Genomic DNA, 24,840 nt, shown 5'->3' with positions numbered 1-24,840 from the left:
TCACCGCTCCCTGACCAGCGCCGCGTACGCGCCGCCGCGCGCCACCAGCTCCTCGTGCCGCCCGCGCTCCACGATCGTGCCGTGCTGGAGGACGACGATCTCGTCGCTGTCGCGCACCGTGCTGAGCCGGTGCGCGATCACCACGCAGGCGCAGCCCCGCTTGCGCAGGTTGTCCATGACGACCAGCTCGGTCTCCGCGTCGAGCGCGCTCGTCACCTCGTCGAGGACGAGGATGCTCGGCCTGCGGACCAGCGCTCGCGCGATCTCCAGACGCTGGCGCTGTCCACCGGAGAAGTTGCGGCCGTCCTGCTCGACCTTGCTGTGGATGCCGCCCGGGCGGCGCATGATCACGTCGTACAGCGCGGCGTCCTTGAGGGCCTCCACCACGGCGTCGTCCGGGATCGACGGGTCCCACAGCGCCACGTTGTCGCGGACCGTTCCCTCGAACAGGAACACCTCTTGGTCCACGAAGGAGACGGAGGCGGCGAGCGCCCCGCGCGGGATGTCCTCGATGCGCTGCCCGTCGATACGGATGACGCCCTCCCACGGCGTGTACAGGCCCGAGATCAGCCGGGACACCGTGGACTTGCCGCTGCCCGAGCCGCCGACCAGCGCGACCTGCTGCCCGGGGCCGACGGTCAGGTCGAAGCCGGTGAGCAGGGGCTTGTCGAGCGGGTTGTAGCCGAAGGTGATGTTCTGCAGCTCGACGTGCCCGCTGAGGCGGCGCGTCGACTCGCCGCCGCCGGGGCGGCCGTAGAGCGGGTCGGCCTGAAAGTTCTCCACGTCCTTCAGCCGGGCCACGTCCGCCGCGAAGTCCTGGATGCGGCCCGCGACGCCGTTCAGACGGGTCAGCGGGGCGGTGAAGCGGGTGACCAGGGCCTGGAAGGCGACCAGCAGGCCGACCGAGATGTGGCCCTCGATCGCGCGCATTCCGCCGATCCACAGGATCAGCGCGCTGTTCAGCGTCGCAAGCGTCGGCGCGACCACGCCCAGCCAGGCGCTCGGCACGCCGAGCCGCTGCTGCTCCTCCAACGTGGTGGCGTGCTGCCCGGCCCACTTGCGGAAGTAGCCGTCCTCGCCGCCGGTCGCCTTCATCGTCTCGATCAGCTGGAGACCGGTGTAGGAGGTGTTGGTGAGCCGGGCGGTGTCGGCGCGCAGCTTCGCCGTACGGGTGGCACGCAGGCGTATGACGACCCGCATCGCCACGATGTTCAGCAGCGCCACACCGATGCCGACGAAGGTGAGCTGCGGGTCGTACGTGTAGAGCAGTACGGCGTACAGCACGACCACCACGGCGTCCACGCCCGCCGCGGCGAGGTCGCGGGCCAGCGTCTCGGCCACGGCGTCGTTGGACTGCAGGCGCTGCACCAGGTCGGCCGGGCTGCGCTGGGAGAAGAACGTCACCGGCAGCCGCAGCAGATGGCGCAGGAAGCGGGCGCTGGAGAGGGTGGAGGAGATGATGCGGCCGCGCAGCAGGTTGGCCTGCTGGAGCCAGGTCAGGACGACCGTGAGCAGCACGCAGGCCGCCATCGCCGTGAACAGCGTCGGGAGCAGCGAGGTCTGGTTCCCGATCAGGAATTCGTCGATGTAGGTGCGGCTGAGCGCGGGCACCGCCGCGCCGACCGCCACCAGCAGCAGGCTCGCCAGGACGGCGGCGGGCATCGTGCCCGCGGTGCCGCGCAGCCGGGCGGGCATGGCGCCCAGCACGCCGGGCTTGCGGCCGCCCCGCGTGAAGTCCTCGCCCGGCTCCATCACCAGCACCACGCCGGTGAAGCTGCCGTCGAAGTCCTCCATCGGCACGAAACGGCGGCCCTTGCCGGGGTCGTTGATGTAGACGCCCCGGCGGCCGAGGCGGCGGCCCATGCCGTCGTAGACGACGTAGTGGTTGAACTCCCAGAACAGGATGGCCGGCGCCTTCACCTCGGCGAGGGCGGCCAGGTCCATCTGCATGCCCTTGGCGGTCAGGCCGTAACTGCGGGCCGCTTTGAGGAGGTTGCTGGCGCGCGAGCCGTCCCGGGAGACGCCGCAGGCGATGCGCAGCTCCTCCAGCGGGACGTGCCGGCCGTAGTGGCCGAGCACCATCGCCAGGGACGCGGCACCGCACTCCACGGCTTCCATCTGGAGCACGGTGGGCGTGCGGATCGTCTTCGCCCGGACCTTGGGCACCTTGCGTTTCGGCGGGGCGGCACGGCGCCTGCCCCGGGTCTCCTGTGCGGTGGTCACGGCAGCAGCCAATCGACGGGACGCTGGTCGGACAGCCGGATCGAACCCGTGGCCAGGGTCATGGAGGTCAGCTTGAACGGCGGCCCGTCCGCCGACGACCACTCGTAGCCGCTCTTCGTGGCCGAGGACTTGTCGAGCCTGACCGTGACGGCCACCGGCCTGCCCTTCTTCGTGAACTGCTCGCCCAGCTGGCTGTCCCCGAGGAACGCGCCGATCTGCTGCGCCGACTGGGCCGAGCGGTCCACCGACTTCACATGGCCGCGCAGCACGCCGTACTCCTGGCTCGGCACCGACTGCACCGTCAGGTCGACGGAGGCGCGGTCGGGGATGGCGGCGGCGTTCTCGGCGGGGACGTACACGGTCGCGTACAGCGGGTCCTTGGCGTGGGCGACCTTCTCGACGGCGGCGACGTTCGCGCCGGTCTGGATGATCTGGCCGACGGTGGCGGCGAGCGCGGAGACCCGGCCCGCGTCGAGCGAGCGGACGACGGTCTCGCCCTTGCTCGTACGGACCTTCAGGACGGGGGAATTCGCGGGCAGCCGCTGCCCCTGCTCGGCGAGGACCGCGGTGACCTGGCCCGCGACGGGGCTCTGCAGGACGTAACTGCCCTGCCCGTGCGTGAGGATGGCGGGCGCGCTGACCGTGGAGGCCACCGAGCCGGTCACCGCCCACACCGAGGCGGCGGCCATCGCGACCACGGTCACGGACAGCACGAGCCAGCCCTGCGGGCGGGCGAAACGCACCGGGAGGTCGAGCTCCTCCGGTGACTGAAGCTTGGCGAGGGCCTGTTGGCGGAACTGCAAGAAACTTCCCTCACCCGTAGAAGAGAGCGTTACAGCACGGGAGAATCCCGGAACCGCCGGCTGCGGCTCCGGGACTCAGTGGCACAAAGGCGCGATCAGAGACCGGCGACCAGGTTCGTGACCGGGGCGGTGTTCAGGCCCGTGGTGCCCTCGACGGTGTCGACGACGGTGCCGACCAGGCCGGAAACCGGGGCGATGCTGTCCACCGCGCCAGTAACGGTGTTCACGGCGTTCACGGACAGGCCACCGGAAACGGCGTCGAGCTCGGCGTCGGCGATCTCGACGGTCTCAACCTGGGGGGTGGAGTTCATGATGGAACTTCCCTTCGTATGGATATTTCACAAGGGGGGAGCGGCCCCCTCTGGGGACAGATGGGACGGCCGCGGCCGCGAGCACCGGGCGCCCGTCTCCGGACGCCCTGAGCGGCCCCCGCGGTGCGATGGATCAAAGCACGCCGCCGGTCCGCGCTTCCAATCAACCACCTGTCTCACCAGGGAACTTACGTCCCATGAGCCACCAAGCGTGCAGGTGCCTGCACGTCTTGGTGGCGAGCCCTTCACATGCGTCACGGCATCGGCTCATCCGGGTCCTTGGATCCGCCACGGCGAATCCGGCACTCCCTCCCCAAAGGCGTGACCGACGCCCTCGGCGGGAGGGCGACCGCCGACTCCCGTGACCGGGTTGAGCATTCGATGTGCAGATTCGCTGAAGCCAGGAATCAACTCCGTGGTCACAACAGATCGTTGATGACCGAACACGGAACGTGTCAGCCCAGGAGTGTGTACACCGTGCTCGCCCGGGCCGCGAGCCCACCCGTCTCCTCGGCGGTCAGGGTGATGTCGGCGAACGCCATCCGGCGGCCCAGCTTGGTCAGCACCGCTTCGATCAGGACATCCGAACCGGTCACCGCGCGCTGGAACGACGTCGACTGCTGCACGGTCGTCATGGGCACATAGGCGCCTCGCGCCGCCGACACGGCGATCACGGTCGCGGTGTCGGCGGCGGCCATCAGCGCCTGCCCCGACAACGCCCCGCCCTCTCGCGCGAGCCGGTCCGACCAGGGCAGACGCAGCACCGCGCGGTCGTCGCCCAACGCCTCGACGGACAGGCCCAGTTCGAGGACCCAGGGGGCGAAGTTGGCGGAGAGGATCTTGTCGGCTTCGGCGGTGGTCATCGTCATATGGGGGATTGTTCCCGCCGCAGGGCCGCCCGACGCGGAGATGGCCGATTCGGCGCCCAACACGACGCGTCCGCAAACGGAATTGAACGCCCCACGCGGCCCGTGCGTACCAACAGCCATCCAGGCGCCCCCGTCAGCTGCCGAACGGCGGCATACAGACTCCGGTCCCTCAGGAGGATGAGAAGTTTGAGTCACAAGCGAATTCCGAAGCGCAAGGCCGCGATAGCGGCGGGCAGCGTGGTGGCGCTCGGCGCGGCCGCGATTTTGCTCCCCAACGCCAACGCGTCGCAGGACGGCGGGTCGGACGACGCCGCGGCCGCGCCGAAGACCCTGAAGGCGGCGGACGCCTCGGATCTCGCCTCACAGCTCGCCGGACTCCTCGGCGACGCGTTCGCCGGTTCCTACTACGACGCCGGCAGCAAGCAGCTCGTCGTCAACGTCGTACCGGGCGACAACAACAACGTGATCGTCCAGGCGAAGAAGGCGGGCGCGGAAGTCCGCGAGGTCGACAACAGCATGGCCGAGCTGGAGGCCGGGGCTCAGACCCTGAAGGCCAAGGCGACCATCCCCGGCACCTCGTGGGCGGTCGACCCGCGCACCAACAAGATCCTGGTGACCGCCGACAGCACCGTCACCGGTGCCAAGTGGGACAGACTGGAGTCCACCGTGCAGAGCCTCGGCTCCGGCATGGCGACCATCAAGAAGTCCCAGGGGACGTTCAAGACGTTCGCCTCGGGCGGTGACGCCATCTTCGCCGGCGGCTCGCGCTGCTCGCTCGGCTTCAACGTCACCGCGGGCGACGGCTCTCCCGCCTTCCTGACCGCTGGTCACTGCGCCCTGGCGGGCGACCAGTGGTCGGACACGGAGGGCGGCCAGCCGATCGCCACCATCGACCAGGCCACCTTCCCCGGCGACGGTGACTTCGCACTCGCGAAGTACGACGACCCGGCGACCGAGGCCCCGAGCGAGGTCAACCTAGGCGACCAGACCGTCCAGATCACCGAGGCCGCCGAGGCCACGGTCGGCCAGGAGGTCTTCCGGATGGGCAGCACCACCGGTCTCGCCGACGGACAGGTCCTCGGCCTCGACGCCACCGTGAACTACCCGGAGGGCACGGTCACCGGCCTCATCCAGACCGACGTCTGCGCCGAGCCCGGCGACAGCGGCGGCTCCCTGTTCACGCAGGACGGCCTCGCGATCGGCCTCACCTCGGGCGGCAGCGGTGACTGCACGGTCGGCGGCGAGACGTTCTTCCAGCCGGTCACCACCGCCCTGGAGGCGGTCGGCGCCACGCTCGGCGCCGGCGGCGCGGCGGGCGGCGGCGCCGGTGACCAGGCCGGTGGCGAGGAAGCGGGCGCCGGCGGCGAGGAGGCCGGCGCCGGTGACCAGGGCGCCGGGAACGGCCAGGGCAACGGCCAGGGCGCGGGCAACGGCCAGGGTGTCGGCGACGGCCAGGACAACGGCCAGGGTGTCGGCGGCGGTGACGAGGCCGGCGCAGGTGAGGAAACGGGGCAGGGCGTCGGGGACGGCTCCGGCCTGACGCAGACCCGCTGACCCCGGCCGGCCGGTGAGCCAAGGCTGCCGGCCCGGCCCCGGCTGTGGTGGCGGGGCCGGGCCGGTCCACCGGCGCGCACAGCCACCGCCGGCCTTCACCCGCGGTTCCGGTCGGCGGTGAACCGGGCCGGCCCTCCGGCGGGAGGGTCGGCTCGTCTTGCGTGGTTGTGGCGCCCGGTTCGGTGCGGGTGAGGCCGTCTTGTGCGGGTGGGGACCCGTTCGGTGCGGGTGCGGCCGTCCTGTATGGCGGGCGACCCGTCCTCTACGGATGAGGCGACCCCTCCTGTACGGATGAGGCGGCCCGTCCTGCACGGGTGAGCGGCCGACACGGCACACTGGCCGTCCAACGCGGTCGGCCTACCCGTCGCCGTCCGCCTGGGCCCTCAGCAGCAGCAACGCGATGTCGTCGAGGCGCTCCTCCCCGTCCGTGCCGGGCCCGTCCTGGTGTATGAGACGGTCGGCGAGCTCGTCCAGCGGCAGGTCCCCGGCCGTGGCCAGCCGCCGGCTCAGACCGGCCAGGGCCTCCTCGAAGTCGACGCCGGGCGCCTCGACCAGCCCGTCGGTGTACAGGACGAGGAGACAGCCGGGGGCGAGGTCCACCTCGGTCGTCGGATACGTGGCCGAGGCGTCGATGCCCAGCAGCGGACCGCCCGCGAGGTCGAGCACCCGCACCCGCCCGTCCGGCTTTCTCAGCAGCGGCGGCGGATGCCCCGCCCGGGACATCACGGCCCGCCCGCGCGCCGGGTCGAGCCGCAGGTACAGGCAGCTGGCGAAGAGGTCCGCCCCCAGGTCGAGCAGCAGCCGGTTGGTGCTGCGCATGACCTCCTCGGGCGTCTGCCCGACGGCCGTGTACGCGCGGACGGCGGTGCGCACCTGCCCCATCAGCCCGGCCGCCGTCACGTTGTGGCCCTGCACGTCCCCGATCACCGCCGCCGCCAGTCCCTCGATCGGCACCAGGTCGTAGAAGTCGCCGCCGATGTCCATGCCCTGCGTGGCCGGCAGGTACCGGGCCGCCGCCTCGATACGGGGCAGCGAGGGCAGCGAGTGCGGCAGCAGCGCCTCCTGCAGGCCGTGCGCGAGCCGGTGCTTGGTGTCGTAGAGCAGGGCCCGCTCCAGCGCCTGGGCGATCAGCCCGGCCAGACTGGTCAGCACCGCCCGCTCCTCCGTGGGGAAGGAGTGCGGCTCGGCGTAGGCGAGCACGCAGGTCCCCACCGGGCGTCCCGAGGCGATCAGCGGAAGGTAGGCCCAGGCCGCGTAGCCGTCGCGGGTGGCCTGCCGCGCCGGATACAGGTGCTCCAGCCGTTCCAGCGACTCGAAGAACGCGGGCACCCCACTGCGCAGCACCTGTGTGCCCGGGGTCAGCTCGGTGAGCGGCAGCCCGTCGAACTGCTCCACCACGTGCGGGTCCGGGTACCCGCGATGCCCCAGCAGCCGCAGCCGGCCCGCCCGCGACCCGAGCACGACCAGACCCTGACTGCCCACCGCCGGGGCGATCTCGTCCGCGACCAGCTGCACGACGTCCTGCACGCTCACCGCCTCGGTCAGCGCGCCGGCCAGGCTCAGCACCTGCGAGATGGTGACCAGCCGGGACGGCGCGCCGGCGGGCGCCGGTACGCTGCGGTTCATCTCCGACACCGCCCGCGCCCTGCTGATGCGGACGCTCAGCCCGGTCGTACTCGGATACAGCCGGAACGACAGCCAGTCGCCGGGCGGGCGCAGCGCCACGAACGAGGTGGTCTGCTGGCTGAACAGCGCGGCCCGGTAGCGGTCCTCGTACACGGGGTCGTTCAGCCACGGCACCGACGCCCACAGCTGGGTGCCGAGCAGCCTGTTCACCGGGACGCCCAGCAGCTCCGCCGCCGCGGCGTTGGCGAAACCGACCCGTCCGTGCAGATCGAGCGAGCACAGCCCGTAGGGCAGTCGTCCCACCATCCGCGCCGCCTCGACCGTGCCGAGTGTGCCGGCCACGCCGCCCACCGTCGGTCCGCCCAGCAGATCGGGTTCGGGGACCAGCGGGTGGCCCCGCTCGGCGGCCCGCTCCAGCCGCAGCGCCAGCCGGTCGCAGGCCGCGGTCAGATGGTCGCGCTCCCAGTCGGACAGCTCCGGCGGATGCGAGCCGGGCCAGGTCACGAAGACCGCGCCGTACGCGGTCTTGCTGGTGGCCACCGGCAGCGCGGCCAGCGCGAACGGGTACGGCAGCACCACGGCGATGCGCGGATAGCGGCGCGCCATCTCCTCCTCGCCGCCGACCCAGACCAGCCGCCGCTCCCGCACCGCGTCGGCCACCGGGATCGGCGCGTTCAGGCCGACCCGCTCCCACGGCGCCGCGAAGGCCCGCGGCAGGCCCGCCATCACCGCCATCTCCAGGACCGGCTGGTCCGGCGCCAGCAGATAGACCGCGCCGGAGTGGGCGTGCACCTCGTCCATCATCGCCGCCAGCGCCAGGGACAGCAGCGGACGGCCGACCGGCGTCCTGGCGGCTGACGGCGCCTGCGCGGACGACTGCCCCTCGGACACGCCGACCACCTCCTCGCACGGCCGGGCGACGGATCCCGAGGTCAAATCTGCTCCCTGTCGGCTCATCGCGCACGGCGAGCGGCAGGGGAGACGGCCCGTGACCGCCCGGTCATGGGCGCACGGGGCACCCACGCCACGGTGAAAAGGGCACCCGTGTACCCCCTCGGCCCCGTCCCATGCCACCGCAGCCGATGCGCGTGGCGGTGTGCGGGCGCCGCGCGTGCGCCCCCGCGCACCTCGATGGCCGGTTCTTCGCGCCCACAGGTGGTCACGATCGCGAACAATGGGGCACGCGCTCAACACCATGGCCGGCGTACGGCGAGCTGAAGGGGTGGCAGTGATCCGGGTGCTTCTGGTGCACGACGCGTGTCTGGTCCGATCGGTACTGGCGGAGTGGCTGCGGAAAGAACCCGACCTGCAGGTGTACGACACCCCTTGGAGCGGCGCGGCCGCCCGGGTGCGGTCCGAGCGGCCCGACGTCTGCGCGGCGGACCTGGAGTGCTCGGACACGTACGGCATCCCGCCCCTGGGCGAGCTGACGGCGCGCGGCCCGGGCGTCGCCCGCCCGCGTCTGCTGGTGCTCGCCGGCGCGAACCGGCCGGGGCTGCTGAAGCGGGCGGTCGAGGCGGGGGCCCTGGGCTATGTGGACAAGGAGGGCTCACCGGAGAACCTGGTGCGCGGCATCCGCCGGGTCGCCGAGGGGGAACGTTTCGTCAATGACTCGCTGGGCTTCGGCTTCCTCCAGGCCGCGCAGATGCCGCTGACCCGTCGCGAGCTGAGTGTGTTATCCCTCGCCGCCGAGGGAGCCTCCATCGCGGAGATCGCCGGAAGCCTGCACCTGTCCCACGGGACCGTGCGCAACTACATGGCGGCCATCACCCGCAAGACCGGCGCCCGCAACCGCATCGACGCCATCCGTATCTCGCAGGGGCAGGGCTGGCTGTGACCGCCCCGCCGGGGACGCGGGTGTCCAGCCGCCGACGAGATCCCGGTACCGGGCCGAGGTCCTCAGGAGGTCCTCGTGGCTTCCGTACGCCGTCTCCCGCCCGTCCATCACCAGGACGCGCTCCGCGCGCCGGGCCGAGCTGATGCGGTGGGCGACGACCACGAGGGTGCCGCCGGGCCGCCCCGCGAAGGCCCGCTCGGCACGCGCCTCCGTCTCCGCGTCCAGGTGGCAGGTGGCCTCGTCGAGCAGGGCGAGCGGGGCGTACGACAGGTAGGCCCGGGTCAGCGCGATCAGCTGCCGTTCGCCGGCCGACAGTGCCGTGGGGTCCACCGGGGCGCCGGGCCCGCCGAGCCGTTCCAGCAGCGGGGTGAGCCCGACCGCCTCGGCCGCGGCGAGCAGTTCCTCCTCGGGTACGGGGCCGGGCCGCAGGTGCCCGAGGTTCTCGGCGAGGGTGCCGGTGAAGACGTACGCCTCCTGCGGGATGAGCACGCGCAGGGCGGCGGCCTCGGGGCCGGGCACCGGATGCCCGCCCACCCGGATCGTGCCGTGTACGGGCGTGAGCAGCCCGGCGACCAGCGCCGTGAGCGTGGACTTGCCGATGCCGCTCGGGCCGACGACGGCGAGGTGGGCGCCGGGCGGGAGGGTGAGGTCGAGGTCGTGGACGACGGGGACACCGGTGCGGCCGTAGGCGAAGGTGACGGAGGACAGGGAGAGGGCCGGGGGAGGAGTGCCTGGCGTGGGCGGTGCGGGAAGGCGCGCGGTGTCCGGGCCCGCGCAGGGTTTGTGCTCTTCCGCTCCGTTCGGCGTCAGGCGGCGCAGGACCACCGCCAGGCGGGAGCCGCTGGTGCCCAGGCCGTGGACCAGGTTGTGCAGGGCGGGGAGCAGGGACTGGGTGACGTAGGCGAGGGCGCCGACCAGGGCGCCGGGGGTGACGCCGCGGGCGAGGAGCCAGGGGGCGGTGACGAGCAGCAGCACGATCGGCAGCCGGCCGCCGATCGCCAGGGACGCCACGCGCAGCACTCCCCAGTGGGCGAGGGAGCGGGCCGCCCGCAGTTCGGCCTCGACGCGTTCCCCGGTGTCGGCCGCGATGCGCGCCTGGGCACCGGCCGCCGTGATGTCGCGCAACCCCGGGCAGACGGCGCCGAGTTGCCCGGCGAGGGCCTCGTCGGTGACCAGGAACGCCTCCTGGCGGCGGGCCAGCGGCCGCAGCGTCGCCGCGAACAGCCCCACTCCGATCACGAGCGGCGGCCCCACGACCATCAGCAGCGCCGGTGCCAGCGAGAACAGCCCGGCCAGGGCGCCGGCGGCGGTGAACACGAACGAGCGGGACACCATCACCAGCCCGGCGAAGGTGTCCCGGGCGATCTCCACCTGCTGGGTCAGCCCGGACAGCGCCCCGGCGTCACCCGTCCGCACCCCGCGGGAGACCACCCGCCCGACGAGCCGGTCCCGGAGCGGTTCGACCAGTGCGGCGACGGCCGCGTACACTCGCGCGGTCCCGTACGCGCCGACCAGGACGCCGAGACCGGCCACGCCCAGCCAGGCGAGCCCGACGTCCGGCCGTCCGCGCAGGAACCCCTCGTCCAGGGCGCGGGCCGGCGCGTACCCGAGGAGGAAGGTCTGCCCCGTCTCGAGCACGGACCAGGCCCCCAAACGGAGCAGAACGCGCCACCGGGCCCGCAGGAACCGGATGCCGCGTCCGTAGACCTCGCCGCCGGTCATGTCCGGGCTCCGTCCGTCGGGACCACACCCGTGGACTCCGCCCTGCCGGTCTCCGCCTCCGTCCCGAACACCGCCCGGTACTCCGGGATCCGCCACAGCTCCTCGTGCCGTCCCACCGCCCGCACCCGCCCTCCGTCCAGCCAGGCGACCGCGTCCGCGCGGGCGGCCGTGGCGGCGCGGTGGGCGACCAGGAGCCGGGTATCGCCCGGGCCGCCGTCGAGGAGCGCCCGGGTGATGTGGTGTTCGGTCACCGTGTCGAGGCTGGAGAGCGCGTCGTCGAGGATCAGCAGGCGCCCGCCGTGGGCGAACGCGCGAGCCAGGCCGAGCCGTTGGGACTCGCCGCCGGAGCGCGGGGCGTCGGCGAGGGGCGTGGCGTAGCCGTCGGGCAGGCGGCGCACGAAGTCGTCCGCGCGGGCCGTGCGGGCCGCCGCGCGGACGCGGTCGGGGGAGGGGGAGCGCGGGCCGAGGCCGATCGCGTCCTCCACCGTGGCCCCCAGCAACGCGGGGCGGGCGAAGGCGTAGGCGACGGCCTCGCGCAGATCCTCGTGGGTGAGGCCGCGCAGCGGCACCCCGTCGAGCAGGACCTCACCGGTGTCCGGGTCGGCCAGCCGCCCGGCGAGTGCGGCGAGCAGCGACTTGCCCGATCCCGACCGGCCGACCACCGCCAGGGTCGTTCCGCCGGGCACGACGAGGTCGAGCCCGTCGAGCACGGTGCGTTCGCCGCGCCGGGCGGTCACGCCGCGCAGCTCCAGGCGGCCGGGGCCGTCGGGCAGTCGCCGCTCGCCGTGCACCGGCGCGGGCTCCGCCAGGACCTCACCCAGGCGCCGGGCCGCCGCACGCGCCCGGGCCAGGCCCGCGAGCCGGCCGACCAGGACACCGACGCCGGTGGCGAGGACGGCGTACCGCGAGGCCGCGAGCACCTCGCCCACCGACAGCCGGTCCCGGGTGAGCAGGACACCGGCCATGGCGACGACGCCGAGCTGGAGCAGCGGTGCCACGGCGACCGCCTGTCCGGCGGCCCGCCCCTGCACCCGCCACATGCGGTGGCCCGCGCGGGACAGCTCGGGCAGCGGCCGCAGGATCCGCGCCGTCTCCCGGTCCGCCGTACCGGCCGCCCGGACGGTACGGAACCCGTCGACAGCCTCTGCCAGGGCGCCCGCGATCCGCCCCTGGATCTGTTGGTAGCGCGCCGCGCACTCCGACGTGTCGCGGGCGACGGCCCGCAGCAGCAGGGTCAGCACCGGCGCTCCGGCGAGGAACACGGCCGCGAGCCGCCAGTCGAGCAGGCCGAGCGCCACCACGCCCCCGACCGGCCCGGCGAGCGCGGCCAGCAGCGCGGCGCGGGCGGCGGGGGTCGTCCCGGCCTCGGCGGCGTTGCCGACCAGCCGCGCCACGAGGTCGCCCGAGCCGAAACGGTCGGCCGCCCGGGGGCCGACGTCCAGGACGTGCCCGGTCAGCCGGCGGCGCAGCCACGCGGTGGAGCGGGCGTCCACGGTGCCGGTGAGCACCGTCTGGGCCGCGTCGAGCAGGGCGAGCAGCAGGAGGAGGCCGGCGCAGTACAGCACCCAGCGGGTCGCCGGGGCGTGCGCCAGCAGGAGGTCCAGGGTCCGGCCCAGCGCGGCCGGCAGCAGCAGGCCGGCACCGGTCGCGGCGACGCTGACCAGGCACAGTGCCACACAGCGGGGCGCGCTGTGCCGGGTGCAGTCGCGCAGCAGCGTGCGGGCGTGTCCGGCCGCCGGGTCGTCGTCGGCACGCGTCGTCATGCAGCCCCTTCGCGTCCGGGATTCAGAGAGCGGTGCACGGACCCCGGGCGGCCCCTCCACGAGGGAGCGGGCCGCCCGGGGCCTGGGGTTGCGGGGTGCGTCAGAGACAGAGCATGACGCTCGCCGCGCTGATGCAGGAGATCAGGCTCACGGTGCTGTTGCCCGCGCCGTCCGTCCGCTCCTCGGACTCCAGGGTCTGCAGGTCGAGAAGTGCCATCGTGTGTCCTTCCTTTCCGGTGTCAGTCCGTCCGTGTCCATCCGTGGGGACGGGGTGGTGTCACGACTCCGTCGAATCGCGGAGCCGCGTCATGAGGGCCGCCGCAGCGGCGGGAGGAACGGCAGGTGGGCGCCGGTCGCGGGGTCGAGCGCCGCGCCGAGCGCGAGCAGGCACCCTGCCGTGCCGGTCGCGAGGTCCATGGACAGCCGCATCATCTGGTGCCCGGGGAAGGCCAGTTGGCCCTGGTACGCCATCGCGGACCAGCCCAGTCCGGCGATCTGCCCGGCCAGCCGGTCTCCGGTGGCGCCCGGCGTGGTCGTGCGGCCGAGGTGCAGGATCATTCCGGCGCGGCCCTGGAAGAGCCCGGGCTGCGCGTAGAAGCGGGAGGTCGCGGCCGTGCGGATGCCGGCGCGGGCCGCCTCGAACTCCCCGCTGTCGTCCGGGGCGTGGGCGAGGTGGTCGTCGAGGACCATGCCGAGGCCGACGCTGCCGTCGCCGAGGTAGGGCAGGGTCCGCCAGCCCTCGTCGACCTCCAGCGCGCCGCCCTCGCGCGCCACGCAGTACTCCAGGTCCCGGCGCAGCGCCGCGCCCGCGGCCCGCAGCAGCTCCGGCTCGCCGGTCCGTTCGTACTGCCGCAGCAGGAACAGCGCGGGCCCGCTCGCGCCCCGCAGCAGTCCGGCACGTCGCCGGGGCGTGGCCGGGAGCGGCTCACCGAGCCGCCGTACGAGGATCCGCGCGGCCTCGGCGGCCCGCTCACGCAGTTCCCTCTCGCCGGTCGTCTCGGCCAGGTGGCCCAGGACCAGTCCGAGTCCGGCCAGTCCGCCGTGCAGGTCGGAGGAGAGGTTCTGCCACCGCTCCGCGAGGATGCCCTCGACCAGGTCCAGCGCCCGCTGCCGGTGTCCGAGCCGGTCGAGGACGTACGCCACACCCGCCAGCCCGTCGTACAGGCCGAGCGGCGTGCCGGCCGGAGCCGGGCCGGTGCGGGCCAGCAGCCAGCGCTCGCCCTCCTCGTACCGCTCGGCGCCGACCGAGTCCAGCGCGTACAGGACACCGGCCGCGCCGTGCGCGAGGCCGAGTCCGCCGCCATCGGAGAACTGGGCGATGTCGCCGGGGAAGAGCCGGTCCTCGCGCTCCGGGGTGGCCGAGGCGAGGATCGCCTTGACCATCGAGTCGCGGCTGTACGGCCAGTCGCCGGGCTCGACGAGGGAGGAGGGGGCGGCCGCGGTACGGCCGGACACCTCCCGTGTGATCTCCGCGACCGCCTCGTCCAGGAAGTCCCTCGGCACGTCCGGGAACTGGCCCGCGATCACCTCGGCCAGGTGCGCGGCCTTGCCGCGGTCGACCACGAACAGCGTGGTGACGGGCAGGAACAGCGCGAGCCGCAGGCATGCCAGGGCGTACCGGTCGATGTCGGCGCCCCTGCGGTCGGGCGGGGCGAAGAAGCCGGGGTGGGCGACGACCTGGCGGCCCCGCTCCTCGGCCGGGGCCGCCGCCTCGAAGTCGATCAGGAACACCGACTCCTCGTCGGGCGCGACCATGATGTTGAACACGTGCAGGTCGTTGAAGACGACGCCGCGCGCGTGCACCGCCGCCACCGCCTCCTCGACCCTGCGGTGGACGCGCAGCGCCCACGCCGTGTACGAGGCCACCGCGTCCGGATCGGGGTCCGGGGCGAGCAGCGGGTGCCGCTCGGCGAAGAAGGAGTTCAGCGGGCGGCCCTCGACGAAGTCCATGACCAGGAAGCGGTGCCCGCCGAGCTCGAACCAGTCGCGCACCTCCGGCACCACACCCGTGCCCGCCACCCGCTCCAGCGCCCGCTTCTCCCGCTCCAGCCGGGCGATCGCGTCCGCGCCGTCGGCGGCCAGCCCCGCGTGCGGCCGGCCCTCCTTCAGCACCACTTTCCGGCCGTCACGGGTGTCGGTGCCCGCGTATACGCCGCCGCCATTGGAGAAGTGCAGCGCCTTCTCGATGCGGTACGGCAGCTCGCCCACGGTCGTGGTGTTGCGCGCGTCCAGATGCGGCCGGAGGAACTCCGGCAGCGTCACCCACTCCGGCACCTGGAAGGACGGGGTCCGCCGGTCCGGCACCAGCCGGCCCTCGCCGTCCCGCACCGCCGGCACCAGCGAGCCCCGCTCGTCGACGACGAACGAGCGCGCGAAGGCGCCGTAGCGGACATAGAGCGGGCCCTCGTTCCAGCGCAGGTCGGTGAGGATGTACGGCCCCTCGAAGCCTTCCAGGAGGGCGCCCAGCTCGCGCAGCACGCGGTGCAGCTGCTCCTCGCCGTCCGGGTAGACGGTGACGAACTTGCCGCTGCCGTCACGCGGCGCGTACTTGGTGTTCCGCAGGTGCAGCAGATGCGGGCCGGGCACGAACTTGAACGGGATGCGCCGCGGCACGCAGTAGTCCCACACGGCCGCCGCGACGTCCTCGGCGTTCGCCCGGGTGGCCGAGGCGTGGATCTTCCAGCCCTGGCCCGGGCCCGGCACCGGCGCGCCGTCCGGGCCGAGCGGCGTCATGGTCAGCCAGTCGCCGATCCGCGCCGCCTCCCAGCCCTCGGGCACCGGCCGGCGCGCCGTGTCGAACAGTGGTGCCGCGTCCTGCCCGTCCCGGGACAGCCGGTCCGGCGTGTCGTAGAAGTGCCGGTCGGCGAGCGCGTACACCTCGTACCGCTTGTCCATGCGTCCCCCTCCGTGACCGGCACCGAGCCTTCCAGCCGGCCGAGGGGCCCGGACAGTCACGCCTGTCACGAGAACCCCGTGCGGAACGCATACGTAAAGACATGTTCGGTGTGTTTCGAGCGGCTGCGCCTCCGCGCTTCCACGGAACGCTCACAGGGGCTGCGCAGGTGTCTCATAAGCGCTGTAATGGCCAACGTGGTCAACGAGGGCACCGAGGGACGCAGAACGCGAATACTGCGTGCCGAAAGCGCCCTCAGAGCGATCGCGGCCGATCAGGATCCGCCCGAGCGGGCGCGCCGCGTCCTCGAACAGGCGCTCGTGTTCGCCGGTGCCGCGTTCACCGCCGCGTACACGCCCGGTGACGACGGCGAACTGCTGTGCCTGGTGGAGTCGGCCGGGGTGCCGAGGACGCTGTACGGGGTGCGCGACAGCTATCCCATCGCGGGACGGTCCCCGGCGGCCGAGGCGTACCGCGCGGGGCGGCCGGTGTGGCTCGGCCCGGCGGAACTCGCCGGGCACGCCCAGTCGCGGCGGGCCTCGGCGCGGGACTTCTCCCTGGCGGCGCTGCCCGTGCACGGGGACGGCGGCGGCTGTCTGCTCGCCGTGAGCGAGCGGCCCGAGGGCTTCGACACCGAGGACCGCAAGTGCCTGGAGCTCATCGCCGAGGCCGTCGCCTTCCCGGCCCCGGCCGCGGCCGCCGAGGGCGGGGAGCTGCCGCCGAACGCCTTCAGCCTCGCCATGGACACCGGCCGGGTCCGGGTCGGCGACGACATCCTGGACCTGTTCGGCCTGGACCCGGCCGAGTTCGACGGCCGGGTCGAGACCCTGCTGGGCCTGACCGTGCCGGAGGACCTGCCGTCGCTGATGTCCGTGGTGGAGGCCGACCACATGTCGATCGGCGACCGGGAGCTGGAGTTCCGGGTGCTGCAGCCCGCCGGCCCGCCGAAGTGGCTGCGGCTCAGCGGCCGTCTGGTGCCCGGCGGCGAGGGCCGGCCGGCCCGCCTGGTGGGCACCGTCGTCGACGCCTCCAAGCTGCGCCCCGACATCACCGACGTGGCCCGCGTGCAGCGCCTGGCCGCGGCGCTCGCCACGGCGGTCACCGTCCGCGACGTCGGCAAGGCCGTCGTGGCCGCCCTGCGCCGGCCGCTCAGGGCCGACCGGATCGCACTCGCCGAGCTGGAGAACGAACGCCTCGTCGTCACCGTCCTCGACCCGCCCGAACCGGAGGCCTGGCCCGAGCTGTGGCGCACGGAGTGGCGCACCGAGTGGCCCGACGCGCCGGTGCGCGCCATGCCCACCCTCGCCGCCGCGCTGCGCGAGGGCCGCGCCCGGATCTGGCCCGCCGGCACCCCGCTGGAGCCCGCCCTCGCCGACGTGGGCCGCGGCGGCCTCGCCGTCCTGCCGCTGCCCGCCGGCAACCGCATGGCCGGCTGCTGCCTGATCGGCTGGGACAGCCCGCACGACTTCGGCGCCGACGAACGTGCCCTGCTCACCGCCTCCGCCGGCCTCGCCGGGCAGGCCCTGATGCGCGCCCGCGCCTTCGACGCCGAGCACGAACTCGTCGGCATGCTCCAGCGCCAGCTGCTGCCGCGCCGCCTGCCCCGGCTGCCGGGCGCGGTCGCCGTCGCCCGCTACCTGCCCAGCACGGCCGGTCTGGAGCTCGGCGGCGACTGGTACGACGTGATCCCGCTGCCCGACAACCACGTCGCCCTCGTCATCGGCGACGTCCAGGGCCACAGCGCGGGCGCCGCCACCCTCATGGGCCAGATGCGCACCGCACTGCGCGCCTACGCCGTCGAGGGACACCCCCCGGACGTGGTGGTCTCCCACGCCAACCGGCTGCTGGTGGACATGGAGACCGACCTGTTCGCCACCTGCGCCTACGTCGACGTCGACCTGGAGGAGGGCTCCGCCTGGTGCGTGCGCGCCGGACACCTGCCGCCGCTGCTGCGCCACCCCGACGGCACCACCGAGGTCACCGAGACCGAGGGCGGCCCGCCGCTCGGTGTGGTCACGCAGGCCGACTTCCCGATGAGCCCGCTCAGACTGCAGCCCGGCACGGTGGTCGCCCTGACCACGGACGGCCTCGTCGAGTCCGCCAGGGCCGACATCGACGAGGGCGTCGACCGCCTCGTGCGGCAGCTGTCCGCCGCCGACCCCGCCCACCTCGGGCTCGTCGCCGACGCCCTCCTCGGCAACGCCCCGCGCAGCGACGACGTCGCCCTGCTCCTCCTGCGCTACGACGGGATGGCGCTGCGCCCGCTGCGGGAGAGCTGGACGGTGTGGCGCGTGCCCCAGGCGGTCGGCCACGCCCGCCGCTTCACCCGGCGCACGCTGCGCTCGTGGGGTGTCACCAAGGGACTGGACCCCGTCCTCCTGGTCGTCTCCGAACTCGTCACCAACGCCCTGGTGCACACCGACGGCCAGGTCCGCCTCGACATCACCCTCATCAACGACCGGCTGCGCATCGCGGTCGCCGACACCTCGCCCCGCTCGCCGGTCAAGCCGACCAGCATCGGCTGGGAGGCCACGGGCGGCCGCGGCATCCTGCTCGTCGAGGCGGTGTCGGCGGCGTGGGGAACGGTCCCGGCCAGCGGCGGCAAACAGGTGTGGGCCGAGCTGGTGCTGGCGCGCTGAACGGCCCGGGGCCCGAAGGTCCCGGGCCTTCGGCCCGCGCGCTGAGCGGCCCGGGACCTTCGGGCCCCGGGCCCTCGGCCCTCAGGCGAGCTTCTTCAGCAGCTCGTCGGCGAGCGGCGCGGAGGACGCCGGGTTCTGGCCGGTGACCAGGTTCCGGTCGACGACCACGTTCGGCGCCCACGGCTCACCGGCCCGTACGCTGACGCCCGCTTCGGTGAGGCGGTCCTGCAGCAGCCACTTCGCCCGGTCGGCGAGGCCGCCCTGGATCTCCTCGGCGTTGGTGAACGCGGCCACGTCGTAGCCCGCGAAGGCGTTGCTCCCGTCGGCCCGCACCGCGGCCAGCAGCGCCGCCGGACCGTGGCAGACGACACCGAGCGGCTTGCCCGACTCCAGGGCCAGGGCCAGCAGCCGGCCGGAGGCGGCGTTCACGGCGAGGTCCTCCATCGGGCCGTGGCCGCCCGGGTAGAAGACCGCCGCGTAGTCGTCCAGCGCCACGTCCTCCAGCCGGACCGGCCGCTGCAGCTCGGTGAAGGAGTCCAGCGCCTTGGCGATCCGGTCGGCGCCCTCCTGGCCGCCGTTCACCTCGGGCGCGAGGGAGGCCTGGTCGACGGTGGGCACGACACCGCCGGGCGTGGCGACGACGATCTCGTGACCGGCCGCCTTGAACGCCTCGTACGGGGCGACGGCCTCCTCGGCCCAGAACCCGGTGGGGTGCCGGGTGCCGTCGGCCAGGGTCCAGTGGTCGGCGCCGGTGACGACGAAGAGGATCTTCGACATGGTGATGCTTCTCCTTGACTCGAGCGATACCACGACGGTAGGGCGTCCGTCCCCAGGAATTCCAATGCCGGATCCAATGGCTGCCATAGGAATGTTCATGGGTCGGCTGCTCTAGGCTCGGGTCCGTGAGGCACAGCGACCCGCTCGGTTCGACCGCGCAGCCCGACCTGAACCTGCTGCGCACCTTCCTCGCCGTGTACCGGTCGGGGTCCTTCACGGCCGCCGCGCACCTCCTGGGCCTGTCCCAGCCGACCGTCACCACGCAGATCCGCTCGCTGGAGCGGCAGATGCGCCGCGAACTGTTCGAACGGCTGCCGCGCGGCGTCGCGCCGACCGCCGTGGCCGACGAGCTCGCCGCCCGGATCGCCGCACCGCTCGACGCGCTCGCCGCCGCCACCGGGCACGGCACACCCGCACGGGCGCGGCCCGAGCCGGTCCACCTGGCCGGCCCCGCCGAGCTGCTGTCCACGCGGGCACTGCCCGCACTCGCCCCGCTCGTCACCCAAGGGGTACGGCTGCGCGTCACCACGGGCCTGACCGACCCCCTGCTCGACGAACTGCGCACCGGCCGCCACGACCTGGTGATCGCCACGACCCGGCCGCGCGGCCGCACCCTGTCCGCGGTGCCGCTCACGGACGAGGAGTTCGTCCTGGTGGCCGCACCCGTCTGGGCCGACCGCGTCAGGGACCGCCTGGCCGCCGAGGGACCGGTCGCCCTGCACGACGTGCCGCTGATCACCTACGCCGAGGACCTGCCGATCGTCCGTCGCTACTGGCGGCACGTCTTCGGCAGGCGCCTGAACGGTCGCGCCGCCGTCTCCGTGCCCGACCTGAGAGCGGTCCTGGCCCTGGTCACGGCCGGCGCCGGCTTCAGCGTGCTGCCGCGCTACCTGTGCGCCGAGGAACTGGCGGCCGGCGCCCTCGTCCCGCTCGACGAACCCGAGGACGCGCCGATCAACACCGGCTTCCTCGTCCAGCGGCCGGGCACCTCGGACAACCCGCACGTCGCCCTCGTACGCGACCGCCTGCTGCAGGCGGCCCGCGCCTGGTGATCAGGGCGCGCCCACGGGTACCCGGAGCGCGAACCCGAGAGAACCGACGAAAAGCAGACGAAAAGCCGACGAAAAACCCACGAAAACCGAGGAAAAGCCGAGGAAAAGCCGAGGAAAGGGGCACGTCATGGCTCAGCATGTCCGCGACATCATGACCAGTGATCCGGTGACCGTCGAGCCGCAGACCTCCGTCGCCCAGGTGGCCCGCATCATGCGCGACGAGGACCTCGGAGCCGTCCTGGTGACGGACGGCGACGAGCTGCGGGGCCTGGTGACCGACCGCGACCTGGTGGTCCGGTCGATCTGTCAGGGCGGCGACCCCGAGCAGATCACCGTGGCCGGCGCGTGCAGCGAGGACCTGGTCACCGTCACGCCCGACGAGGACCTGGACCACGCGGTGCAGCTGATGCGCGAGCACTCCGTACGCCGCATCCCGGTCGTCGACCACGGACACCCCGTGGGCATCGTCTCCATCGGCGACCTGGCCATGGAACGCGACCCGGAGTCGGCACTGGGCGACATCAGCGCGGCCAAGCCCAACACGTAAGCCCGGCACGGACGCCGGTACCTCAAGGTCCCGCGCACACCCCGAACGGGGGCCGTGCGCGGGACCGTGCGTATGCCCGGCCGGCAACTGGGGCCCCGCGCGGGTGGGTTCGGCCCCCGCATGTCCGGCCGGCGCCCACCCTCACGCCCCGACCTGCTCCGCACGTCACGACTGCCCGGGTTTGTTCGGATCGACGCCGGGGACTCGAACAAGCAGCGGATGCAGAAGGAAGATGATGTGTCGTGACCTCACAGACGAGTGAGAAGCCCGCCGTACGCCGGCCCGAGACGGGCTGGGCGAGAGCCCGCCGACTGCGCGGCAAGGCCGCGCTGCGCACCTGCCTGCCGGCCGTCGAGGACCGCGGTGCCCCCGGTACACCTCTGCCGGCCCAAGAGGGCAACATCGTCAGGGGCGAGGACTGACGGCCGACGGCCGCGACAACCCGTCGTAATCAACAAGTAAACAGACGATGTTCCGTTCCGCCGGAGTGCGGCTAAGGTGAGGCAGATGAAGGCTCTCGTGCTCGCCGGCGGCGCCGGAACACGGCTCAGGCCGATCACGCACACATCGGCCAAACAACTCGTGCCCGTGGCCAACAAGGCCGTGCTCTTCTACGGGCTGGAGTCCCTAGCGGACGCCGGCATCACCGAAGTAGGCATGATCGTCGGGGACACCGCGCCCGAGATCGAGGAAGCCGTCGGCGACGGCTCCAAGTTCGGCCTGCAGGTCACCTACATACCCCAGGAGAAGCCCCTGGGCCTGGCCCACGCGGTGCTGATCGCCCGGGACTACCTCGGCGACGACGACTTCGTGATGTACCTGGGCGACAACTTCATCGTCGGCGGCATCACCGACCTCGTCGACGAGTTCCGCCGCAACCGGCCCGACGCCCAGATCCTGCTCACGCGCGTCGCCGACCCGCGCGCCTTCGGCGTCGCCGAACTCGACGACTCCGGCCAGGTGATCGGCCTGGAGGAGAAACCCGACCGGCCCAAGAGCGACCTCGCCCTGGTCGGGGTGTACCTGTTCACGCCCCGGATCCACGAGGCGGTCCGCGCCATCAAGCCGTCCTGGCGCGGCGAACTGGAGATCACCCACGCCATCCAGCACCTCATCGACTCCCGCGCCGACGTGCGTTCCACGGTCATCCAGGGCTACTGGAAGGACACCGGGAACGTCGGCGACATGCTGGAGGTCAACCGTACGGTCCTCGAAGGCATCGAGCGCCGGATCGACGGCGACGTGGACGCCGGGTCCGAGACCATCGGGCGGGTCGTCGTCGAAGAGGGCGCCCGGGTCGTCAACTCACGCATCGTCGGGCCCGCCATCATCGGCTCGGGGACCGTCGTCAGCGACTCCTATGTCGGGCCCTTCACCTCGATCGCGGAGAACTGCCGGATCACCGACAGTGAACTGGAGTTCTCCATCGTGCTGCGGGACTCCTCGATCCTCGGCGTCGCCCGGATCGAGGCCTCGCTGATCGGCCGGCACGTCGAGGTGACGCCGGCGCCCAGCGTCCCCAGCGCCCACCGCTTCGTCCTCGGAGACCACAGCAAGGTGCAGATCCATTCATGAACCTCCTCGTCACCGGCGCCGCCGGGTTCATCGGCTCCCGCTACGTCCGCATGCTGCTCGACTCCGACGCGCCCGACGCGCCGCGGATCACCGTGCTGGACAAGCTCACCTACGCGGGCACCCTCGACAACCTCGAACTCGACCACCCACGACTGGAGTTCGTGCAGGGCGACATCTGCGACGCCGCCCTCGTCGACAAACTCATGGCCGACGCCGGCCAAGTGGTGCACTTCGCCGCCGAGTCCCACGTGGACCGCTCCATCGAGGGCGCCGCCGACTTCGTGCGCACCAACGTGCTCGGCACACAGACCCTGCTGGACGCGGCCCTGCGGCACGGCGTGCAGACGTTCGTGCACATCTCCACCGACGAGGTCTACGGCTCCATCGAGTCCGGCTCCTGGCCCGAGAGACACCCGCTGAGCCCCAACTCCCCGTACTCGGCGTCCAAGGCATCCTCCGACCTGCTGGCCCTCGCCTACCACCGCACCCACGGCCTGGACGTGCGGGTCACCAGATGCTCCAACAACTACGGCCCGCACCAGTTCCCCGAGAAGGTCATCCCGCTGTTCGTCACCAACCTCCTCGACGGGAAGAAGGTCCCGCTGTACGGGGAGGGCCTGAACGTGCGCGACTGGCTGCACGTCGAGGACCACTGCCTCGGCATCGAACTCGTCCGCACCAAGGGCCGCCCCGGCGAGGTCTACAACATCGGCGGCGGCACCGAGCTCAGCAACAAGGAACTGACCGCCCTGCTCCTCGAAGCCTGCGGGGCGACCTGGGACATGGTGGAGCACGTCGAGGACCGCAAGGGCCACGACCTGCGGTACTCCGTCGACTGGAGCAAGGCCCGCGACGAGCTCGGCTACCGCCCCCGCCACGACTTCGAAACCGGTCTCGCCGACACCGTCGCCTGGTACCGGGACAACCGCGCCTGGTGGGAGCCCCTGAAGCGACGTGTCGCGAAGGAGCGCGCATGAGGTGGCTGGTCACCGGCGCGGGCGGCATGCTCGGCCGGGACGTCGTCGACGAACTGACCCGGCGCGGCGCACACGTGACGGGCCTCGACCGCGCCGCCCTCGACATCACCCGGCCCGAGGCCCTCGACGCGGCCCTGGGCGACCACCGTCCCGACATCGTGGTCAACTGCGCCGCGTACACCGCCGTCGACGACGCCGAGACCGACGAGGCCCGCGCGCTGCGCGTCAACGGCGACGGGCCGCGGCTGCTCGCCCGCGCCTGCGCCGCACACGCCGCCCGCCTGGTCCACGTCTCCACCGACTACGTCTTCGACGGCGACGCCCGTGCCACCCCCTACCCGGAGGACCATCCCCCCGCCCCGCGCACCGCCTACGGCCGCACCAAGCTCGCCGGAGAGCGCGCCGTGCGCGAGGAACTGCCCGAGGCGAGCGTGATCGTGAGAACCGCTTGGCTCTACGGGGTGCACGGCAGTAACTTCGTCCGCACGATGATCGGCCTCGAGGCCCGTCGCGACACCGTCGACGTCGTCGACGACCAGCGCGGGCAGCCGACCTGGAGCGCGGACGTCGCCGAGCGGATCGCCGACCTCGGCCCCCGCGTCGGACCCGGCGTCAACGGCGTCCTCCACGCCACCAGCTCCGGCGAGGCCACCTGGTACGACCTGGCCCGGGAGGTGTTCCGCCTGATCGGCGCCGACCCGGAGCGGGTGCGGCCCACCACCAGCGCGGCCTTCCCCCGGCCCGCGCCGCGCCCCGCCTACAGCGCCCTCGCGCACGACAGGTGGCAGGACATCGGCCTGCCGCCGCTGCGCGACTGGCGTGCCGCCCTGGACGAAGCACTGCCCCGTATCCGCAAGGAGTCCCCTTCGTGAAACGCCACGAGTTCCTCCGGGAACTGCACAAGGTCAGCGCCAACCGCAACTACCTGGAGATCGGTGTCAACGACGGCCGCAGCCTGCGGCTGTCCCGCGTGCCCAGCATCGCGATCGACCCCGCCTTCAAGGTGGTCTCGGAGCTGAAGTGCGACGTCCACCTGGTGAAGGCCACCAGTGACGACTTCTTCGCCCGCGACAACCCCCTGCAGCACCTCAAGGGCGGCCGTCACCCCCTGCGCAACCTGCGCCGGGGCCGCAGCCCCTTCGGCTACTGGCGCCGCACCACGCTCGACCTGTCGTTCATCGACGGCATGCACCTGTTCGAGTACGCGCTGCGCGACTTCATGAACGTCGAGAAGCACTCGGACTGGGCCAGCGTGATCGTCTTCGACGACATGCTGCCGCGCAGCATCGACGAGGCCGCCCGCGACCGGCACACCAACGCCTGGACCGGCGACGTCTACAAGATCATCGAGATTCTGACGCGATACCGCCCCGACCTGGTGACCGTCCAGGTCGACACCCAGCCCACCGGCCAGCTGCTGGTCTTCGGCGCCGACCCGAAGAACACCGTGCTGCACGAGAAGTACGACGAGATCATCGCCGAGTACGAGGTGCCCGACCCGCAGAAGGTGCCCGAGGCGATCCTGGAGCGGGCCGGGGCGGTGCCGCCCGAGGCGCTGCTGGAGGCGGGCTTCTGGCGCGCGCTCACCCAGGCCCGCAACCGTGGCCTGCCCCGCTCCGTGGGCTGGGAGCCGCTGCGCCGGGCCCTGCAGCAGGTCGGCGTCAGCCGCTGA

19 protein-coding genes and 1 pseudogene are annotated in these 24,840 nt (G+C 73.1%); 10 read left to right on the top strand and 10 right to left on the bottom strand.

The window, feature by feature from the left end; genetic code table 11:
• The 4 genes from ACYVMZ_RS22345 to ACYVMZ_RS22330 form a co-directional block, all read right to left on the bottom strand.
• A complete protein-coding gene (locus ACYVMZ_RS22345) occupies positions 1-2,223 on the bottom strand; it encodes an NHLP family bacteriocin export ABC transporter peptidase/permease/ATPase subunit (RefSeq protein WP_461082347.1) in 2,223 nt (740 codons plus the stop codon).
• On the bottom strand, positions 2,220-3,026 hold the full coding sequence (locus tag ACYVMZ_RS22340) for an HlyD family efflux transporter periplasmic adaptor subunit (protein WP_461082346.1): 807 nt from the start codon (positions 3,024-3,026) through the stop codon (positions 2,220-2,222). The genes ACYVMZ_RS22345 and ACYVMZ_RS22340 overlap by 4 nt, the downstream gene beginning before the upstream one ends.
• Before the next feature lie 95 nt (positions 3,027-3,121).
• Positions 3,122-3,337 (bottom strand): type A2 lantipeptide, encoded by a 216-nt coding sequence (locus ACYVMZ_RS22335; protein WP_461082344.1) that lies wholly within the window; start codon positions 3,335-3,337, stop codon positions 3,122-3,124.
• 455 nt (positions 3,338-3,792) lie between these two features.
• Positions 3,793-4,206, bottom strand: coding sequence for a PaaI family thioesterase (locus ACYVMZ_RS22330; protein WP_461082342.1), 414 nt, complete (start codon positions 4,204-4,206; stop codon positions 3,793-3,795).
• Between the two features lie 186 nt (positions 4,207-4,392).
• On the opposite strand from ACYVMZ_RS22330, the gene ACYVMZ_RS22325 reads away from it, so the two are divergent.
• Entirely contained in the window at positions 4,393-5,760 is a 1,368-nt protein-coding gene (locus ACYVMZ_RS22325; RefSeq protein ID WP_461082340.1) for a S1 family peptidase, read from the top strand.
• A 357-nt stretch (positions 5,761-6,117) separates the two neighbouring features.
• Here the strand turns inward: ACYVMZ_RS22325 and ACYVMZ_RS22320 are convergent, their stop codons facing one another.
• The gene (locus tag ACYVMZ_RS22320; protein ID WP_461082408.1) at positions 6,118-8,286 is read right to left on the bottom strand and encodes a PP2C family protein-serine/threonine phosphatase; all 2,169 of its coding nucleotides are present in this window, start codon (positions 8,284-8,286) and stop codon (positions 6,118-6,120) included.
• Between the two features lie 328 nt (positions 8,287-8,614).
• Here ACYVMZ_RS22320 and ACYVMZ_RS22315 point away from each other — a divergent pair, with 328 nt between their 5' ends.
• Positions 8,615-9,223 carry a LuxR C-terminal-related transcriptional regulator gene (locus tag ACYVMZ_RS22315; RefSeq protein ID WP_461082406.1) on the top strand — a complete coding sequence of 203 codons (609 nt, stop codon included), beginning with the start codon at positions 8,615-8,617 and terminating at the stop codon, positions 9,221-9,223.
• 243 nt (positions 9,224-9,466) lie between these two features.
• On the opposite strand, the pseudogene ACYVMZ_RS22310 reads toward ACYVMZ_RS22315, so the two are convergent.
• The 4 genes and pseudogenes from ACYVMZ_RS22310 to lanKC all read right to left on the bottom strand — a co-directional run.
• Positions 9,467-10,483 (bottom strand): annotated as a pseudogene (locus tag ACYVMZ_RS22310) (ATP-binding cassette domain-containing protein); the annotation flags it as partial.
• Between the two features lie 458 nt (positions 10,484-10,941).
• Complete coding sequence (locus tag ACYVMZ_RS22305) at positions 10,942-12,708, bottom strand: ABC transporter transmembrane domain-containing protein (RefSeq protein ID WP_461082338.1); 1,767 nt, start codon at positions 12,706-12,708, stop codon at positions 10,942-10,944.
• A 100-nt stretch (positions 12,709-12,808) separates the two neighbouring features.
• Positions 12,809-12,925, bottom strand: coding sequence for a SapB/AmfS family lanthipeptide (locus ACYVMZ_RS22300; RefSeq protein WP_461082337.1), 117 nt, complete (start codon positions 12,923-12,925; stop codon positions 12,809-12,811).
• An 89-nt stretch (positions 12,926-13,014) separates the two neighbouring features.
• Positions 13,015-15,603, bottom strand: coding sequence for a class III lanthionine synthetase LanKC (lanKC, locus tag ACYVMZ_RS22295; protein ID WP_461082335.1), 2,589 nt, complete (start codon positions 15,601-15,603; stop codon positions 13,015-13,017).
• Positions 15,604-15,789: 186 nt separating this feature from the next.
• Here lanKC and ACYVMZ_RS22290 point away from each other — a divergent pair, with 186 nt between their 5' ends.
• Positions 15,790-18,240, top strand: coding sequence for a SpoIIE family protein phosphatase (locus tag ACYVMZ_RS22290; protein WP_461082333.1), 2,451 nt, complete (start codon positions 15,790-15,792; stop codon positions 18,238-18,240).
• An 81-nt stretch (positions 18,241-18,321) separates the two neighbouring features.
• Here ACYVMZ_RS22290 and ACYVMZ_RS22285 read toward each other — a convergent pair whose 3' ends face one another.
• Entirely contained in the window at positions 18,322-19,017 is a 696-nt protein-coding gene (locus tag ACYVMZ_RS22285; protein WP_461082331.1) for a type 1 glutamine amidotransferase domain-containing protein, read from the bottom strand.
• Positions 19,018-19,142: 125 nt separating this feature from the next.
• Here ACYVMZ_RS22285 and ACYVMZ_RS22280 point away from each other — a divergent pair, with 125 nt between their 5' ends.
• The 7 genes from ACYVMZ_RS22280 to ACYVMZ_RS22250 all read left to right on the top strand — a co-directional run bounded on the left by ACYVMZ_RS22280 (position 19,143) and on the right by ACYVMZ_RS22250 (position 24,840).
• Positions 19,143-20,069: a LysR family transcriptional regulator gene (locus ACYVMZ_RS22280; RefSeq protein ID WP_461082329.1), complete on the top strand. Its 927-nt coding sequence runs from the start codon at positions 19,143-19,145 to the stop codon at positions 20,067-20,069.
• 127 nt (positions 20,070-20,196) lie between these two features.
• Positions 20,197-20,616, top strand: coding sequence for a CBS domain-containing protein (locus ACYVMZ_RS22275; RefSeq protein ID WP_461082327.1), 420 nt, complete (start codon positions 20,197-20,199; stop codon positions 20,614-20,616).
• 242 nt (positions 20,617-20,858) lie between these two features.
• On the top strand, positions 20,859-21,038 hold the full coding sequence (locus ACYVMZ_RS22270; protein WP_461082325.1) for a hypothetical protein: 180 nt from the start codon (positions 20,859-20,861) through the stop codon (positions 21,036-21,038).
• Positions 21,039-21,123: 85 nt separating this feature from the next.
• Positions 21,124-22,191, top strand: coding sequence for a glucose-1-phosphate thymidylyltransferase (locus tag ACYVMZ_RS22265; protein ID WP_461082323.1), 1,068 nt, complete (start codon positions 21,124-21,126; stop codon positions 22,189-22,191).
• Positions 22,188-23,168 (top strand): dTDP-glucose 4,6-dehydratase, encoded by a 981-nt coding sequence (gene rfbB, locus ACYVMZ_RS22260; protein WP_461082321.1) that lies wholly within the window; start codon positions 22,188-22,190, stop codon positions 23,166-23,168. The genes ACYVMZ_RS22265 and rfbB overlap by 4 nt, the downstream gene beginning before the upstream one ends.
• Positions 23,165-24,040, top strand: coding sequence for a dTDP-4-dehydrorhamnose reductase (rfbD, locus tag ACYVMZ_RS22255; protein ID WP_461082319.1), 876 nt, complete (start codon positions 23,165-23,167; stop codon positions 24,038-24,040). Before rfbB ends, rfbD begins: the two co-directional genes overlap by 4 nt.
• On the top strand, positions 24,037-24,840 hold the full coding sequence (locus ACYVMZ_RS22250) for a class I SAM-dependent methyltransferase (RefSeq protein ID WP_461082317.1): 804 nt from the start codon (positions 24,037-24,039) through the stop codon (positions 24,838-24,840). The genes rfbD and ACYVMZ_RS22250 overlap by 4 nt, the downstream gene beginning before the upstream one ends.

Source organism: Streptomyces deserti (assembly GCF_054782695.1).
Note: the sequence above shows the minus strand (reverse complement) of the source record. Positions and strands in the feature narration are given on the sequence as shown.

What these genes read in the sequence shown, in the direction of transcription:
- ACYVMZ_RS22335 (WP_461082344.1), bottom strand. Translation starts at nt 3,337, where the DNA reads ATGAACTCCACCCCCCAGGTTGAGACCGTCGAGATCGCCGACGCCGAG.
- ACYVMZ_RS22330 (WP_461082342.1), bottom strand. Translation starts at nt 4,206, where the DNA reads ATGACGATGACCACCGCCGAAGCCGACAAGATCCTCTCCGCCAACTTC.
- ACYVMZ_RS22305 (WP_461082338.1), bottom strand. Translation starts at nt 12,708, where the DNA reads ATGACGACGCGTGCCGACGACGACCCGGCGGCCGGACACGCCCGCACG.
- ACYVMZ_RS22300 (WP_461082337.1), bottom strand. Translation starts at nt 12,925, where the DNA reads ATGGCACTTCTCGACCTGCAGACCCTGGAGTCCGAGGAGCGGACGGAC.
- lanKC (WP_461082335.1), bottom strand. Translation starts at nt 15,603, where the DNA reads ATGGACAAGCGGTACGAGGTGTACGCGCTCGCCGACCGGCACTTCTAC.
- ACYVMZ_RS22290 (WP_461082333.1), top strand. Translation starts at nt 15,790, where the DNA reads ATGGCCAACGTGGTCAACGAGGGCACCGAGGGACGCAGAACGCGAATA.
- ACYVMZ_RS22285 (WP_461082331.1), bottom strand. Translation starts at nt 19,017, where the DNA reads ATGTCGAAGATCCTCTTCGTCGTCACCGGCGCCGACCACTGGACCCTG.
- ACYVMZ_RS22275 (WP_461082327.1), top strand. Translation starts at nt 20,197, where the DNA reads ATGGCTCAGCATGTCCGCGACATCATGACCAGTGATCCGGTGACCGTC.
- ACYVMZ_RS22265 (WP_461082323.1), top strand. Translation starts at nt 21,124, where the DNA reads ATGAAGGCTCTCGTGCTCGCCGGCGGCGCCGGAACACGGCTCAGGCCG.
- rfbB (WP_461082321.1), top strand. Translation starts at nt 22,188, where the DNA reads ATGAACCTCCTCGTCACCGGCGCCGCCGGGTTCATCGGCTCCCGCTAC.
- rfbD (WP_461082319.1), top strand. Translation starts at nt 23,165, where the DNA reads ATGAGGTGGCTGGTCACCGGCGCGGGCGGCATGCTCGGCCGGGACGTC.